The 15,465-nt window shown below is 42.7% G+C and carries 14 protein-coding genes and 1 tRNA gene; 6 read left to right on the top strand and 9 right to left on the bottom strand.

The features are described from left to right. The first annotated feature begins 224 nt into the window (after positions 1-224). Positions 225-812, top strand: a complete 588-nt coding sequence (locus tag HWQ39_RS02770; RefSeq protein ID WP_292841229.1) for a Uma2 family endonuclease — start codon at positions 225-227, stop codon at positions 810-812. A gap of 17 nt (positions 813-829) precedes the next feature. Here the strand turns inward: HWQ39_RS02770 and HWQ39_RS02765 are convergent, their stop codons facing one another. The 5 genes from HWQ39_RS02765 to pstS all read right to left on the bottom strand — a co-directional run bounded on the left by HWQ39_RS02765 (position 830) and on the right by pstS (position 5,273). Next, entirely contained in the window at positions 830-1,111 is a 282-nt protein-coding gene (locus HWQ39_RS02765) for a hypothetical protein (protein ID WP_292841226.1), read from the bottom strand. Between the two features lie 121 nt (positions 1,112-1,232). Beyond that, a complete protein-coding gene (gene pstB, locus HWQ39_RS02760; RefSeq protein WP_292841223.1) occupies positions 1,233-2,039 on the bottom strand; it encodes a phosphate ABC transporter ATP-binding protein PstB in 807 nt (268 codons plus the stop codon). Between the two features lie 57 nt (positions 2,040-2,096). Next, positions 2,097-2,978 (bottom strand): phosphate ABC transporter permease PstA, encoded by an 882-nt coding sequence (gene pstA, locus HWQ39_RS02755; protein WP_292841220.1) that lies wholly within the window; start codon positions 2,976-2,978, stop codon positions 2,097-2,099. 19 nt (positions 2,979-2,997) lie between these two features. Continuing rightward, positions 2,998-3,948, bottom strand: coding sequence for a phosphate ABC transporter permease subunit PstC (gene pstC, locus HWQ39_RS02750; protein WP_292841217.1), 951 nt, complete (start codon positions 3,946-3,948; stop codon positions 2,998-3,000). Positions 3,949-4,091: 143 nt separating this feature from the next. Beyond that, a complete protein-coding gene (pstS, locus tag HWQ39_RS02745) occupies positions 4,092-5,273 on the bottom strand; it encodes a phosphate ABC transporter substrate-binding protein PstS (RefSeq protein ID WP_292841214.1) in 1,182 nt (393 codons plus the stop codon). 717 nt (positions 5,274-5,990) lie between these two features. Between pstS and HWQ39_RS02740 the strand changes: the two genes are divergently transcribed. Beyond that, positions 5,991-6,578, top strand: coding sequence for a biotin transporter BioY (locus HWQ39_RS02740; protein WP_292841211.1), 588 nt, complete (start codon positions 5,991-5,993; stop codon positions 6,576-6,578). Positions 6,579-6,740: 162 nt separating this feature from the next. Continuing rightward, positions 6,741-7,217 (top strand): signal peptidase II, encoded by a 477-nt coding sequence (gene lspA / locus HWQ39_RS02735; RefSeq protein ID WP_292841209.1) that lies wholly within the window; start codon positions 6,741-6,743, stop codon positions 7,215-7,217. A 207-nt stretch (positions 7,218-7,424) separates the two neighbouring features. On the opposite strand, the gene HWQ39_RS02730 is transcribed toward lspA, so the two are convergent. Continuing rightward, positions 7,425-8,063, bottom strand: coding sequence for a hypothetical protein (locus tag HWQ39_RS02730; RefSeq protein ID WP_292841207.1), 639 nt, complete (start codon positions 8,061-8,063; stop codon positions 7,425-7,427). Positions 8,064-8,490: 427 nt separating this feature from the next. On the opposite strand from HWQ39_RS02730, the gene HWQ39_RS02725 reads away from it, so the two are divergent. Then, positions 8,491-10,761: a transglycosylase domain-containing protein gene (locus tag HWQ39_RS02725; RefSeq protein ID WP_292841205.1), complete on the top strand. Its 2,271-nt coding sequence runs from the start codon at positions 8,491-8,493 to the stop codon at positions 10,759-10,761. 170 nt (positions 10,762-10,931) lie between these two features. On the opposite strand, the gene HWQ39_RS02720 is transcribed toward HWQ39_RS02725, so the two are convergent. Then, the gene (locus tag HWQ39_RS02720) at positions 10,932-12,365 is read right to left on the bottom strand and encodes a DUF4335 domain-containing protein (protein WP_292841203.1); all 1,434 of its coding nucleotides are present in this window, start codon (positions 12,363-12,365) and stop codon (positions 10,932-10,934) included. Next, a complete protein-coding gene (locus HWQ39_RS02715; protein WP_292841201.1) occupies positions 12,362-12,988 on the bottom strand; it encodes a DUF3038 domain-containing protein in 627 nt (208 codons plus the stop codon). Before HWQ39_RS02715 ends, HWQ39_RS02720 begins: the two co-directional genes overlap by 4 nt. A gap of 445 nt (positions 12,989-13,433) precedes the next feature. Between HWQ39_RS02715 and HWQ39_RS02710 the strand changes: the two genes are divergently transcribed. Both HWQ39_RS02710 and HWQ39_RS02705 read left to right on the top strand, forming a co-directional pair. Next, complete coding sequence (locus tag HWQ39_RS02710) at positions 13,434-13,952, top strand: adenine phosphoribosyltransferase (RefSeq protein ID WP_292841199.1); 519 nt, start codon at positions 13,434-13,436, stop codon at positions 13,950-13,952. Positions 13,953-14,030: 78 nt separating this feature from the next. Next, the gene (locus HWQ39_RS02705) at positions 14,031-15,077 is read left to right on the top strand and encodes an ABC transporter permease (RefSeq protein ID WP_292841196.1); all 1,047 of its coding nucleotides are present in this window, start codon (positions 14,031-14,033) and stop codon (positions 15,075-15,077) included. 208 nt (positions 15,078-15,285) lie between these two features. Here HWQ39_RS02705 and HWQ39_RS02700 read toward each other — a convergent pair. Continuing rightward, positions 15,286-15,356 (bottom strand) — tRNA-Gly (locus tag HWQ39_RS02700). Positions 15,357-15,465 lie beyond the last annotated feature (109 nt).

Genomic DNA, 15,465 nt, shown 5'->3' with positions numbered 1-15,465 from the left:
CTCAAAAACTCAATCATTATTCAAATTACTACAAAAGGGGATGAAGGGGCTGCCGACGGCAGCCCCTTCATCCCCCCCTTAAAATGATTATCATTATTGCTAATGGAATAGTTTATTTTCTGGAAGTCCCATTATGGGAATGCAACTAAAATGTTCAATTTCCACTCAGGCTAAAATAGGTAAATCCCCAAAAGACGCACCAGCCCCGCTAACCAAGATGATTTATGAACCAGCCGATATCTGAGAGAGTGCGCTGGACTACCGCCGATTTAGAGTTGTTTCCAGATAACGGGAATCGCTATGAAATTATTGACGGAGAATTGTTTGTAACTAAAGCGCCCCACTGGAAGCATCAAAAAACTTGTGTCAGAATTAGCACTTCCTTGGATAACTGGTCACAAACTACTGGTCTGGGAGAAGTTGTGACGGCTCCAGGAATAATTTTTGGTGATAATGATAATGTTATTCCCGATGTTGTCTGGGCTAGCAACGAGAGATTACCCCTACTTTTAGACGAGGCTGGGCATTTGACTGGTGCGCCAGAATTGGTTGTAGAGGTATTATCTGCTGGTAGTGAAAACGAGAAGCGGGACAGAGAATTAAAACTTAAGCTCTACTCATCACGAGGAGTCAGAGAATATTGGATTGTAGATTGGCGCAAGCAACAAGTGGAAGCATATCGACGCGAACAAGCAAGTTTAAAATTAGTTGCTACCTTATTCAATAGTAATGAATTGAGTTCACCTATATTGCCTAATTTTATTTGTGCGATGTCTACGACGGGCTACGCCTACGCACAACTATTTAAATAATAAAAATTACGAATTAGTTAACTGTGCTGTAAAAACTCAACTTTGGGCAATAACGGGTCAGTTACAATACCCACACCGCTAAAACCCCAACGTTTAAGCAAATTTCCCAACTGTGTACGCGCAATAGATTCTACAGCAAAGCGATTTGCCACTTCTGCTGCGTGGGTGTTGAGATAGCTGAGGGCGTCAAAGTTTTCTTGAAACAGCAATAAATAACCCGACGTTTCGGCATCAGGACGAGCGATGAGATAATTGCCGTCAGTTTTTGAGCGCACCAAGTAATAGACTTCGGACTGCATGGAGATGAGGTTCGTTTAAAAACAAAAAAGTCTTCAAATAAAAAAACATAGAGGAATATCGAATATCTTTAATTTCCGACTATCCCTCATTGCTTTAATATCAACAATGGGAAATAAATATTTATCCAAATTTGCCACTGACGTAATCTCTGGTTTCTTCTTGCTTAGGATTGTTGAAAATTAATTCTGTTGCGTCATACTCTACCATATAGCCGCTACGAGTTCCTTTCTCTGAAGTCCGAACATTAAAAAAGGCTGTCTTATCAGAAACACGCGCTGCTTGCTGCATATTATGGGTGACAATGACGATCGTATATTGCTCTTTAAGTTCGTGAATCAGTTCTTCAACACGCAAGGTGGAAATGGGGTCAAGAGCCGAGCAAGGCTCATCCATCAGTATAATTTCAGGTTGGACTGCGATCGCACGAGCAATACATAACCGTTGTTGTTGTCCGCCGGATAAAGACGAGCCACTTTGATGTAGTTTATCCTTGACTTCATCCCACAAAGCTGCTTTTCTGAGACTGCTTTCTACCAATTCATCGAAATCACCTTTGTAGCCATTGATTTTAGCTCCAAAAGTAATATTGTCATGAATTGACTTAGGAAATGGGTTTGGTCTTTGAAACACCATCCCAATTCTCCGACGCACTTCTACAGGGTCGATATCGGGTGCATACAAATTTTTATCGTAAAAAAGTATCTTACCTTCTGCCCGGAATGACTCAATCAAGTCATTGAGGCGGTTATAGCATCGCAACAATGTACTTTTACCACAACCAGAAGGGCCGATAAAAGCAGTCACCTGATTTTTCGGTATATCTAGCCAAATATTCTGTAAGGCTAAAAACTTGCCATAGTAAACGTTGAGATTTTCAGCCCGTAAAACGGTTTCAGTGTCATTCACTGTCCTAGTGTTGGTAGCCATAAATTAAATTTAGTGTTGATTTTAGCGATGGGAATTTGCACTGTGGATGGTTGTTTACTAAGCTTTTTGACGAGTTGCCCAGCGAGCAATGATACTTGTGATTAGAACCATCAATACCAAAATCAAAGATGCTGCCCAAGCTAAAGATTGCCAATTTTTAAACGGAGAAATAGCATATTTGTAAACCAAGACAGCCAGAGAAGCTGTTGGTTGGAATAAGCCATCTGGCCAAAAGTTAGAAAATAAAGCAGTAAATAGCAATGGTGCGGTTTCTCCAGATGCTCTGGCGATCGCTAGCGTTGCCCCAGTTACAATAGCTGGTAAGGCTGCTGGTAAAACTACTTGACTTACCGTTTGAAAGTTAGTTGCTCCCAACCCTACAGAAGCTTGTCGCAAATCTTGCGATACTAACTGTAACGCTTCATCAGTGGTTCTCAGAATAATGGGCAACATCAAAATTGCCAGTGCGAACCCTCCACCAAGAGCTGAATACGATCCTAAGTTCAATTTTACCAGTGTTAAAACTACAATCCCATAAGCAAATACCCCAGCAATAATCGAGGGGACTCCACTCAGGACGTTAGCCGCAAAACGTACCCATCTAGCAACTTTCGCCGAACTAAATTCTGTGATGTAAATCGCCCCCAAAACTCCAAAGGGGATGCTAATCAAGGCAGCAATTCCTACCATTAGTAGTGTGCCTAAAATTGCATTACCAAAGCCTCCTCCTTTTTGGAGAGCTTTGGGTGGCAGTTCCACAAACACGGCCAGATTTAGACTGCTAAAGCCTTTAATAATAACGTAAGAGAGTACTGCTAGCAAAGGAACAAGTGCCAATGCTCCGCAGGTAAAAGCGATTACGGTCATCACTGTATTAAACAGTGTTCTTTGAGACATGGCGGAGCGAGTTAAACTGCGCTCTGGAAAATTAGAAGTCATAATTTAACCAAAAACTAAGCTATATTCGCTTGACTCTCATAACGATCAACTCTGCCAGAATATTGACTACCAGTGTCAAGAAAAATAGAACTAAAGCCGCGTACATTAAAGCCGCAACTTGCAAACCACTAGCTTCTGAGAATTGATTTGCCAGTAGAGAAGAAATCGTATTGGCTGGTGCTAAAAGAGAGAGACTGATGTTGTTGGAGTTACCAATTAACATCGTGACAGCCATTGTTTCTCCCATTGCCCGGCCAAGTCCCAGCATCACAGCACTAACTATGCCCGAAAAGGCTGCTGGGATGAGAACTTGCAAAATTGTTTCCCAGCGAGTTGCTCCCAGCCCTATAGAGGCTTGGCGCAAACTGGGAGGTACAGAAATCAAGGCATCGCGGGATAAAGCTGTGATAATAGGCAAAGTCATAATCGCTAAGATGACTCCCGCCGGTAACATTCCTGGGCCTGTAGGAGAAGTGCTAAAAAATGGCAGCCAGCCAAAGTAACCATTGAGCCATTTTCCCAAGTTGGTTAAGATTGGCACCAAGACAAAAATTCCCCACACGCCATAGACAACGCTGGGAATAGCTGCGAGTAGTTCTACTGCGAAAACCAGTACCAGCTTCACTTTCGCAGGTAAAAAATCTTCACTCAGGACAATCGCAGTACCAACCCCAATTGGTACTGCAATCAGCAGACCAATAAAAGAACTCACGAGAGTTCCATAGACTTGAGGTAGCACCCCGTAGCTATCATTAACCGGGTTCCAAGTGGTGTTGACTAAAAAGGCAGCACCATACTTTTGGATGGCAGGCCAAGAGCCAATTGCAACCTGCGACCCGATCCATAATAAAGTACCTGCAACCCCAAAGGCGAAAATTTTAGTCAGCCAAATAAAACCCCAATCTAGGGATTTTTCTGCGCCAGAGCGATTTTTCATCGCTGATGACAGATTTTGAGAATTTGTAGTCATGAATACCGACTTTCACAATTAAATCAGAGAAAAATGTGGGAGGCAACCAGATTTAGTAAAATTGTCGCCTCATCATCTATTTAAACTAAATACAATAGTAACTCCGTATTCAAAGTTACTACCTAATATCTGTGTGTGATTGTTTACTTACTAGCGCTACTACCACTGGCGACAGAAATTTTATACTCTGGACTAATTTGGTCAGCCGCCGCAGCTACCTTTGTGATGACGTTTGCAGGTAGAGGAACATACCCTAGTGAAGTAGCCTGCTTTTGTCCCTCAGTTAAAGCGTATTCGATCGCAGCTTCGATCGCTTTGGCTTTTGCGGCATTAGGATATTTCTTGTAAGCCAAAATCCAGGTGTAAGTAACGATTGGATAGGAATCAGCCCCTTCGGGATCGGAAATGAAGACGCGGAGGTTTGCCGGTAGAGCTACTGATTCCAGAGTTTTAGAGGCTGACTCCTCACTAGCTACAACAAATTTACCGGCTTTGTTTTCCAAATCAGCAAACTTGAGACTATTTTGTTTGGCATAGCCGTACTCGACATAACCAATAGAACCTTGAGTTTGTTGAATTTGAGCGGTAACACCCTCATTACCCTTAGCACCGACTCCCGCAGGCCAGTTGACAGTTTTTCCATCACCGATTTTACTCTTCCACTCTGGACTGATAGCGCTGAGGTGTTTGGTGAACACACCCGTGGTTCCGCTACCATCGGAGCGATAAACAACTGTGATTGGCTGTTTAGGAAGTTTTGCACCTGGGTTAGCCTTGGCAATTTGGGCATCATCCCAAGATTTGATTTTGCCTAGTAAAATATCGGCGTAAACGGCTCGTGGCAGCTTTAGTTCTGGAACATCAGGCAAGTTGTAAGCCAACACGATGCTACCAGCAGTCACAGGCAGTAAAATAACACCTTTATCTGCTGGTACTTTCTGGATTTCTTCATCCTTCATTGCCACATCGCTAGCACCAAAGTCTACAGTGCCTTTGATAAATTGCTCAACTCCAGAACCGCTACCAACTGATGCATAATCAACTTGCAGATTTGGATATTTTTTGTTTAAATCTGTAAACCAGGTATCGTATAATGGTGCCGGAAAAGACGCACCAGCCCCGCTTAACTTTACGGTTCCGCCAAGGTCTAATTTAGCTGGGCTAGAGGCAGTAGTATCGGTAGCAGTGCCAGAAGGCGTATCCTTAGTGGCTGTACTATCTGGTGTTTGCTGTCCGCCACAAGCTGCTAGGCTGATTGTCAGTGCTAACACTGAAATTGAACCTGTGAGGCGATGAGTTTTTATTGCACTAAGACGTAAGAGCATCGCTATCAATTTTTTAGTAAGTTTTCAGGTAAGCGTTTCTAAGATACTCTTAAAGCACAACAATAAAGATTAACGATAGGTTAACAGAACAAAAAATACTTGTTTTTTTTTGATGAAGAACAAACCCTTATTTCCGGTTTACTTTGATGAATTTTATACTCTTGCTTGAGATTTAACTTACAGATAGCACTATAAGTTGATTATATATATTTACAAAACTTTATCATTATCAGATGTACTTACCTCCTGCCTCCAAGTCTGTTAGCATTTTTCACCTATATGCAATTGTTATGTCTGTATTGATCTCAACTGGAATCACTATAAATACTAAGTACTTTGTAGCTAAATTTAGGTACTAATTGAAAAAATAGTATAAACACTAGAAAAAATAATACTTATTTTACTATCTTCTAAGTAAGATACCAGATTTAGAACACACCTCAGTCAATAAAATCAGATAATAGACACCTCAGCCACAATTCGCAGAACTGAAAAATTACATACTGAAAAGGAAAAATAAAATATGCTAGTTCTTAAGATGTCAGCACAGATATCATTTCAATATTAATGAACATACTAGTACAGTACGGCGGAAATAAACATACCATTTCAAATGGCGCAAGAGCTTGGAATACAATTCTTTTGACTTTTAACTTCCGCCTTGCAGTACTAGTTGCTGCTGGTTTTCCTTTTTGCTTTTCCTTAATTGCCTGATAAATGTTTGCTGCTTCCAATCAATTACTGTGGTCTATGATTGGCTTACTCCTGACAATGGGTGGTACTTTCCTAGAAGTTTATGGAATTACCTTACCTTGGACTTGGAGTCAGCACGGAATTCAGACTTTTTCTTTAGGTGTCACTTTTCAAATTGGCGCAGTGTTGTTGGTGGGTTGTTTAGGGGGCAAAAATGCCGGTGCGCTCTCACAAATCGCCTATTTAGTCATGGGGTTAACCTTACTACCAGTATTTGCCGATGGCGGCGGTATTGGTTATATCAAGCTATCTCAGTTTGGCTATCTACTAGGCTTTATTCCTGGAGCTTGGATTTGTGGCTTGTTCGCGTTTAAAGCTAGACCTCGACTCGAGACTCTTGCCTTTAGCTGCATCTGTGGCTTGTTAACTCTCCACATCTGCGGTATTACTTATTTGATTATTAGCTATCTTTTTCAGTGGAAAGGCACAGAAAATCTACCCTTAATGCAAGCAATCCTCAGATACTCCTGGTTTGCGCTACCAGGTCAACTAACTGTGGTCTGTGCAGTTAGTGTAATAGCATATATATTGCGTCACTTAATGTTTTATTAGTTCATGTTATTTGTCCTTTGTCATTTGTCAAAAGCTCATGACCAACGACCAATGACTAATGACCAATGACTAATGACCAATGACCCTTACGGGTTCGCCAGTCACTCATGGGGGAACCCCCAAGACCGTGCTGGCTCACCAATGACCAATGACTAATTCACCATGCATTTAAAAAATCGTCTTTTCTGGATCGCTGCCTTCATCGCTTTTTTCTTAGACCAAATAACAAAGTACTGGATAGTACAAAGCTTTAGTTTGGGGCAGACACTACCACTCTTACCTGGGATATTTCACTTTACCTATGTCACTAACACTGGTGCTGCGTTCAGTCTGTTAAGTGGGAAAGTAGAGTGGTTGCGCTGGTTATCTTTAGGAGTGAGTTTAGTATTGATAGCTTTGGCACTGGTTGGCCCAACGTTAAATTTGTGGGATCAGTTAGGCTATGGCTTGATTTTAGGTGGAGCGATGGGCAACGGTATCGATCGTTTTGTTTTAGGCTATGTCGTTGATTTTCTTGATTTTCGCCTGATTAACTTTGCTGTATTTAATGTGGCAGATTCATTTATTAGTATTGGTATTGTTTGCCTCTTAATTGCTTCCTTGCAAAAAACACCTACTTCAACTGGCAGATCGCATTAAACTATTAAGCCTGGGATGATTAATCCCAGGCTATTGATTAGTGAAACCCTTGCTCAGTCTTATATACGAAGACTTTATCTATAAGGTTTCAGCGATTTTTATTTTTTACCTGACACCAGTTTGAATAACTGGTGCCAGAGGTTAAAAAAGACGCACAGGCGATCGCTGATGGCAAACTAGTATTTAGATTATGCACCAGCTTTTTATTTAATTACCTGTGGTAGGTGTTTTTGGCACACTAGAGCCAGGAGTACTGGGAGTTGGTTCGATACTGCTGCCAGGAGTACCAGGAGTGCCAGGTTGTTCAGGTGCAGTTGAGCTACCTGGTTCGGTAGTGCTACCAGGAGGGCTAGGTTGTTCAGGTGTTGAGCTACCTGGTGCTGGAGTTAAGTTGCTAGGAGCGCCAGGTGCAGGTGTGATCGAGCTACCTGGTGCTGGAGTACTTTCGGGAGCGCCTGGTGCTGCTGGGGTAATGCTACCTGGTGCTGGAGTTAATGTGCCAGGAGCGCCTGGTGCTGGAGTGCTTTCGGGAGCGCCAGATGTCGGTGGAGTGACGGTTCCTGGTGCAGTTGTGCTATCAGGTGTTGTGGTTTCGGCTGGTACTGTGGTGCTACTAGGAGCGCTGGGGGTAGCTGCTGTGCCATTCGGACAGCGGGAATTGAGCGGAAAATACTCGCACAGAATTTTCATGCCTTCTGGCGACATCTTGATTTCCGTTGGTGCGCTAGTAGATTCGCTACTAGTAGATTGAGCTATGGGGGATTTACTGGATTCGGCTACAGCAATATTAGTGGTAAGTGCCAAAGATAAAGCTGCACCAATCAAGCTCAGAGATTTTCCCATCATTCTGAAATTAACCTCAACGGAACACTCGGCCCATTAAAACAGACAATAAGATTTAGAAAATCTTCCTAAATGAAGATGTTTAAGTTGGTTTCAGAGTATGTGGATATATAAAATTGGTAAAAATGAAACCTGTTATTTGCTGATAACTAGTGTTTAAAAATACAAAATTAAAAATCATGACTGTAGTTATTGAGCTTATAAGAGGAGCTTAAATAAGCCTTTGAGAATAGGAAAAAAATTTATGCTGCTATAAATAAGTGATAAAAATCACAAATCAATACTATTTGTAATATAAATTTAAGTATAAATTAAATCAAAAAGTTCCGTATAGCTAATTTATGCTTTGGCTTATGAGTAAAATGATGAAAGACTAAAATTGATTGTAATCCGCCCGATTCTTCACTAAAAACTGTGATGTGAATAGCCGATGAGTTCCCCCCAACCCCCTCACAAGCCACAAACGTTACTAGGTCAACTGACTCAAGCAGTACATACGATTCAAGCTAGAGTCGATTTTTCTAAATTGGCGCTCAAGCCTAATGCCAAAGTACCAGAACTTTGGGTGCAGGATGCGGGGGCGGATAAAGCAGAGGTATATCCACTGTTGGGCGATCGCTATATTCTCGGTCGTAGCTCCAAATCCAGCGATATCGTCATCCGTAACCCTGTTGTCAGCCAAATTCACCTCTCGCTATCGCGAAATTCTACTCATAGCACACCAGTTTTTGTCATCAAAGACGAAAACTCGACCAACGGCATCTATCGTGGCAAGCGTCGTGTTGGTTCCCTAGAACTACGTCACGGCGATATTTTGACTCTGGGGCCCCCAGAACTTGCCGCTTCTGTACGTTTGCAATACGTCGATCCACCAGCATGGTATGTCAAAGCTGCAACTTGGACAGCTTATGGTGTCGGTGGTGTAACTGCCCTATTAACGCTAGTCATTGGCGTCGAATGGCTGAAATTTAAAGTTAAACCTCTACCGACAGCGACACGCGCCCCAGTAGTTGTTTACGCCCGTGATGGAGCCACCCCCCTGAGAGAGCCTCGGACAATCTCTCATGTAGACATGAAGCGATTAGAAGAATTTGGCCCTTATTTGCCTGCTGCCGTAGTAGCTTCAGAGGATAGTCGTTATTATTGGCACTTTGGGGTTGACCCTCTGGGTATTTTACGAGCCGTGTTAATCAATAGCCGCAGTGGAGATGTCCAACAAGGAGCCAGTACTGTTACCCAGCAAGTTGCCCGCAGTTTGTTCCGTGAGTATGTAGGCAGACAAGATACCCTTGGACGCAAATTGCGAGAGGCAGTAGTCGCCCTAAAACTCGAAACCTTTTACAGCAAAGATGATATTTTGCTGATGTACTTAAATCGGGTTTTTTTGGGGGGAGATACCTCTGGCTTTGAGGATGCAGCCCGGTATTACTTTGATAAATCGGCTAAAGAATTAACTTTGGCAGAAGCAGCAACATTGGTAGGAATTTTACCTGCTCCCAACGCCTTCGATTTTTGTGGGAATGGGCCAAATAAGCTAGAAGCAGCTGAATACCGGAATCGCGTGATTAAGCGTTTGCTGGAGATGGGCAAAATTAAACCAGAGGATGCCAACAGAGCTAGACGCTCCACTGTCCAAATTAGTCCTAAAGTCTGCGAACAACAAGCTAAAACGATCGCACCTTATTTTTACAGTTACGTCTTTTCTGAACTGGAATCAATCTTGGGGGAGGGAGCCGCAAGAGAGGGAAACTATATCATTGAAACCAAGCTCGATCCAGCCATACAGAGACAAGCAGAAGCCGCGTTGAGTAATTCGGTAAACAACTCTGGTAGAAATTTTAATTTTTCTCAAGGGGCGGTGGTAACTCTTGACTCTAGTACAGGCAGCATCCTCGCAATGGTGGGCGGAACTGATTACAAAAAAAGTCAGTTTAATCGCGCTGTTCAAGCCAAAAGACAACCAGGTTCCACCTTCAAAATCTTTGCTTACACCGCCGCTATTCAACAGGGAATTTCACCATCAAAAAGTTACTCTTGCGCTCCTTTAAGTTGGCAAGGCTTTACTTATAAACCTTGTCGTGCGGGTGCTGACACCAGCTTTGATATTGCTACCGGGCTGGCGCTTTCAGAGAATCCCATTGCTTTGCGAGTTGCTCGTGAAGTCGGGCTGGATAAAGTTGTGACAATGGCGCGACGTTTGGGGATAAAATCAAACCTCGATCCGGTTCCTGGCTTAGTACTAGGTCAAAGCGTGGTCAATGTTTTGGAAATGACTGGTGCTTTCGGCGCTATTGGTAATCGCGGTGTGTCCAATCCTCCCCATGCCATTAGCCGAATTTTAGACAGTGGTGATTGCAGCGATCGCAATGATATCAAAACCTGTCGGGTAATCTACTCCTTCGACCAAGATCCGGCGGCTAACAAACAAGTGCTGAAAAACGATGTCGCCGATGAGATGACTAGTTTGATGCGCGGTGTAATCACCAGAGGTACTGGACGTAGTGCTGCCATTGGACTAGGGGAAGCTGGTAAAACTGGCACCACTGATAAAAACGTTGACTTATGGTTCATTGGTTTTATCCCCAGTCAGCGACTTGTAACTGGCGTTTGGTTGGGAAACGACAATAATTCCCCAACATCTGGTAGCAGCGCTCAAGCAGCTCAATTATGGGGGAATTACATGCGGCGGATTACAAAGTAAAGGAGGACTGGGGACTGGGGACTGATAAGAGTTTTGCACTGCCCAATGTCTGGTAATTAGTTCAAAATGATTAGACAATTGACACTAGACTCTTGACTAACAATGACTTGATCGCAAAATCAAATTGTTCAACTAGGGACTAGCGAAAAAACCAAATCCCCAATCCCTAATTACTGATATCCCTGCCAAGGAGTGACTTCCAACGTGCCACTAGGCTTGAATATCACTTGGAAGTGAGCCAGAGGTTCTTTGGCATTGGGAGCAGCTACATTTGAACCGTAGATAGCATTAAACATCTTGGGAAGAGGTGTTTCCCGAAAATAGTCAAAGGCAACTTGATTGAGTGGTTCATAGTCAGCAATTACACCATCTTTGTTGACTGCTACCCGATATTTCAAATCTCGTGTGAAGGTGGGAGTGCCACTCCAACTTTGGCGAACTGTATTATAAAGCTTTTGATTTAAACTTTTCGTTATCTTAGAATCAGTAATTTTTGCACCGATTACTTCTGGTGTCCTCGCATATCCCCGCCAAGGACTAACTTGCAGCACACCACTTGTAGTAAACACTATTCGGAATTGCGCGATCGGTTCATTGGAAATGGGAGCGCGGTTAGCAGGATTGTAAAGTAGGTTAGGCAGAGGAGTTTGTCCAACTCCTTGATTAGCCTCCTTATTCACCGCCTTATAACCAACAATCGCTCCATCGGCAGCTACACCCAAACGATAGATCAAATCCTGTTCCAATCCTGAACGCTTAGTCCAAGCTGGATGAATCTGGTTATACACTTGACGATTTAATGCACGCAGCTGGGATGGATCGGTAATTTCTGGAACTGTATTTAAAAGTGCTTCTAAATCTTTAACTACTGGCTTTGTATTCGCTGTAGGTGTTGGTGTAGGCGTTGCAGCGGCGATGGGAGTTACAGCCGCTGATGCTGGAGGAGTGAGGCTCTTGGTTGTAGAGCTAGTTTGCTCATTTGCCTTAGGCTGAGGTGGACGAATTTGGGGAGGTGGAATCAAGTTAAATGCGATCGCTGCTACTGCTAAACTTGATACTCCCACAGCCGCAGGAACAGCCTGCCTGATCAATGCCTGACTAGCACCGCCATAGCGTCTAGTAACCGGTTGTAGTTCTAGAGATAATTCTGGTAAAGTCTGGCTATCGGCAAAAAACTGATCTACTGCTTCTACTAAATCAAACAACTGCACCGTATTCAAATCTATTTCAATCGGCGGACGTTTGGAATTCTTAGAGTGAGACTCAAATCCCTCTGGAGCGCCTTCTGAATGTACGATTAACCGATGTCGGTTGCTGTCAATTTTCTGAAACTCTACTAGCTCTGATTCCTGATTGTGTGCTTGCGGATTGGGTACACTACTCAAAAATTCTTGGGCGTAGCCACTAACAGCCCTTACCAAACTTTCAAAAAATTCCCGTCCTCCCGTTAAGGGTTGATTGTAACCAGATAAATAGCATTCTGCATTTACCAATATTGACAATTCCGGGCGCATTTCCTGGAACTGTGCAGCTCTAGTAACATCACTTAACCCTTCTAAAAGAAGTGTGCAATTAGGTAAACTATACTTACGTTGAATATTCATTCCACTTCACCGTCAAAAAGACTAATCCAGAACCGCTGCATTCCAGCCGTACCAGTACAAAATAGTAATTGTCCTAACAAATTTATCGCTAGCGCATCTAATTTCTCATCAGAAGTTAATGCTAGTACACCAGAACGCCGAGCATTCATCCGGCTTTTAAAATGCACTCTAAACCGCTCTAGGTAATTAGATAGACGCAAATTCTGTTCTAATGGAATCTGCTTCTCTTCCATTTGTTGACATATCATTAATAACTGGCGGATGACAACAGTTAAACGCCGTGCTATATAACAAGCAATTACCACCAGAGCTTTCGCTTCCATAATAGTTAAGGGACGGCGTATATGCGCTCTTCGTAGCGGGTTAGAGCTACGCATCCGCCATAAATTCACCCTGTCTTTAACAATTCCTTTAAGATCCAACTCTTGAGCAAAAGCCAGGATTGCTTCCGAACCACCAAGCTCTAAAGCTTCAATTGCCAGTAAAATCAGGTCAATTTGCAGCCTGGTTCTTCGAGGACAGGTTTTAGAAGCGATCGCCGGATCTGGTAAAGTGTCCAAAATCATCGGCACTGAGTCTTGGGTTGGACTGTTGAACGGCGTTAAACTTGCTGAGACATTCATTCTATAAATACCTTATGCGGTTCCAACAGACTAGATAAAACAAATTTAAGATCGGTAGTCAAGACTTGAGCTTTAGACTTGTAGCAGTATCATAACTACCTGATATATACATTACTTAACTCTTTCTATTGAAAGTTTTCCCTATATTGAAATCAAAATTTTAAAACATCACTAAATTCACCTCATTTATTAATGCAATACCTTTTCTAGCTTGGTTTAGATTCTAATTATCGTCAATAAATGGCGAAACTTCAGCCTCGACCCCCAGCGTATGACATTATAGTGTACGATTTTTCAGGTATCTGAAATTAGGCATTGGGCACTTGTACTGAGCGTACCCCTCCGGGAAAGCAAGCTACGCATAGCGCCTTGTAGAGAAGTATTGGGTATTGCTTATTAATTTATCTCCCTTATTCCCCGTTCCCCATTCCCTACTCCCCATTTTATGGATTTAAAGTCTCTTGTTCGTGACATTCCAGATTTCCCGAAACCCGGAATTTTATTTCGGGATATTACTACGTTGTTGCGTGATCCAGAGGGACTGCGCTACACTATTGACTTTTTAACACAAAAATGCAATGAAGCTGAAATAACTGTAGATTATGTCATTGGTATAGAGTCGAGGGGATTCATTTTTGGTTCACCTCTGGCTTATAAATTAGGAGTTGGTTTTATTCCCGTCCGCAAAAGAGGGAAGTTACCAGCAGCCGTTCACTCAATTGAATATGAATTAGAGTATGGTACAGACTGCTTAGAAGTGCATCAAGACGCTTTACACCAAGGTAGCCGAGTTTTGATTGTGGACGATTTGATTGCCACAGGTGGAACTGCGAGTGCCACAGCAAAGTTGGTGCAGAAAATTGGCTGCGAACTAGTAGGATTTGGGTTTATTATCGAGCTACGGGATTTACAAGGGCGTACACATTTGCCGGACGTGCCAATTATTTCTTTAATTGAATATTAGTCATTGGTCAATAGAAAAATAACTGACAAATAACTAATGATGAAGAACAAAGGACAAAAGACAAAGGACAAAAGATAAATGACATCTACAAAAATTTCCTTGGAGACAGGTCGGGATTGGCTAATCAGGCTAGTCACGAGCGAAACTTTTGTTTATGTAGGAAAGCGGCTATTGCAGGCACTCCTGACTTTGTTGTTGGCATCAGCTTTGTCGTTTTTCATCATTCAACTCGCTCCTGGTGATTATGTAGATACGCTGCGGCAAAATCCGAAGATATCTCCAGAAAGAATTGAGGAAATCAAGCGGCAGTTTGGTTTGGATAAATCTTGGCCAGAGCAATTTTGGTTGTGGTTATGGCGAATCCTGACCAAAGGGGATTTTGGCACAAGTTTTATTTATCAGCGTTCAGTGGCATCGCTGTTGTGGGAACGAGTACCAGCAACTTTGTTATTAGCGATCGCATCTTTAATTGTCACATGGGCGATCGCCATCCCTTTAGGGATCTTTGCCGCTGTTAAACAAAATAAACCAGCAGACCGGATTCTACAGGTGATCAGTTACGCTGGACAAGGCTTTCCCAGTTTCATCACTGCCTTAGCGCTGCTGGTTTTAGCCCAAATCACCTCGCCGCTATTCCCAGTGGGTAGTATGACTAGCATTAATCACTCAGAACTATCGTGGTTTGGCAGAATCTTAGATATCGGCTGGCACATGATTTTACCCACAATCGCCCTCTCAATTACTAGTTTTGCTGGTTTGCAACGCATCACTCGCGGCGAATTATTGGATGTGCTGCGTCAAGATTACATCCAAACGGCTCGTGCCAAAGGTCTACCAGAAAACCGTGTCATCTACGTTCATGCACTCCGCAACGCCATAAATCCCTTAATTACCTTATTAGGTTTTGAATTAGCCGGTTTATTGAATGGTGCTTTCATCGCCGAATTTTTCTTCAACTGGCCCGGTTTAGGGAGATTGGCTTTACAGGCTTTACAAGCTCAAGATTTATATTTATTAATGGCAAGCTTGTTAATGGGCGCAGTATTGCTAATTGTTGGCAATTTAATCGCCGACTTGATGCTCAAAGCAGCCGATCCACGCATTCGCCTAGAAAATCTCAATTAGCCTAGCAGCAATTCTAAATTCAGATAATCAAGAAGCATTGGGTGACTCCCACATCCGCATTTATCACCTTGCCTGAAATTTTGCTGCTTGAGTATCTAGTAGTCTATCAACAACTAATTGACGGATGAATCCCCTGTAGAGACAGCGATTTATCGCGTCTCCCTAACCTTACTGATGGCACTAGTTAGTATATTTAAGGGTTTTTCTAAGCGGGCGGCGGGAATCGAACCCGCATTAATAGCTTGGAAGGCTATAGTTTTACCACTAAACTACGCCCGCGTATTTCCAACTCTATGAACTTAACACAGCTTATGTAAAAAATCAAGCATTCAGCAGCAATTCTCATTATGAGAATGGTTATCAATATTTTTAACGTAAAACTAACTGA

Origin of the sequence: Nostoc sp. NMS8, from assembly GCF_017115045.1 — a bacterium.
In the GTDB taxonomy this organism is placed as follows: domain Bacteria; phylum Cyanobacteriota; class Cyanobacteriia; order Cyanobacteriales; family Nostocaceae; genus Nostoc.
The sequence above is the reverse complement of the archived record's forward strand: the minus strand, read 5'-3'. Positions and strand labels throughout refer to the sequence as shown.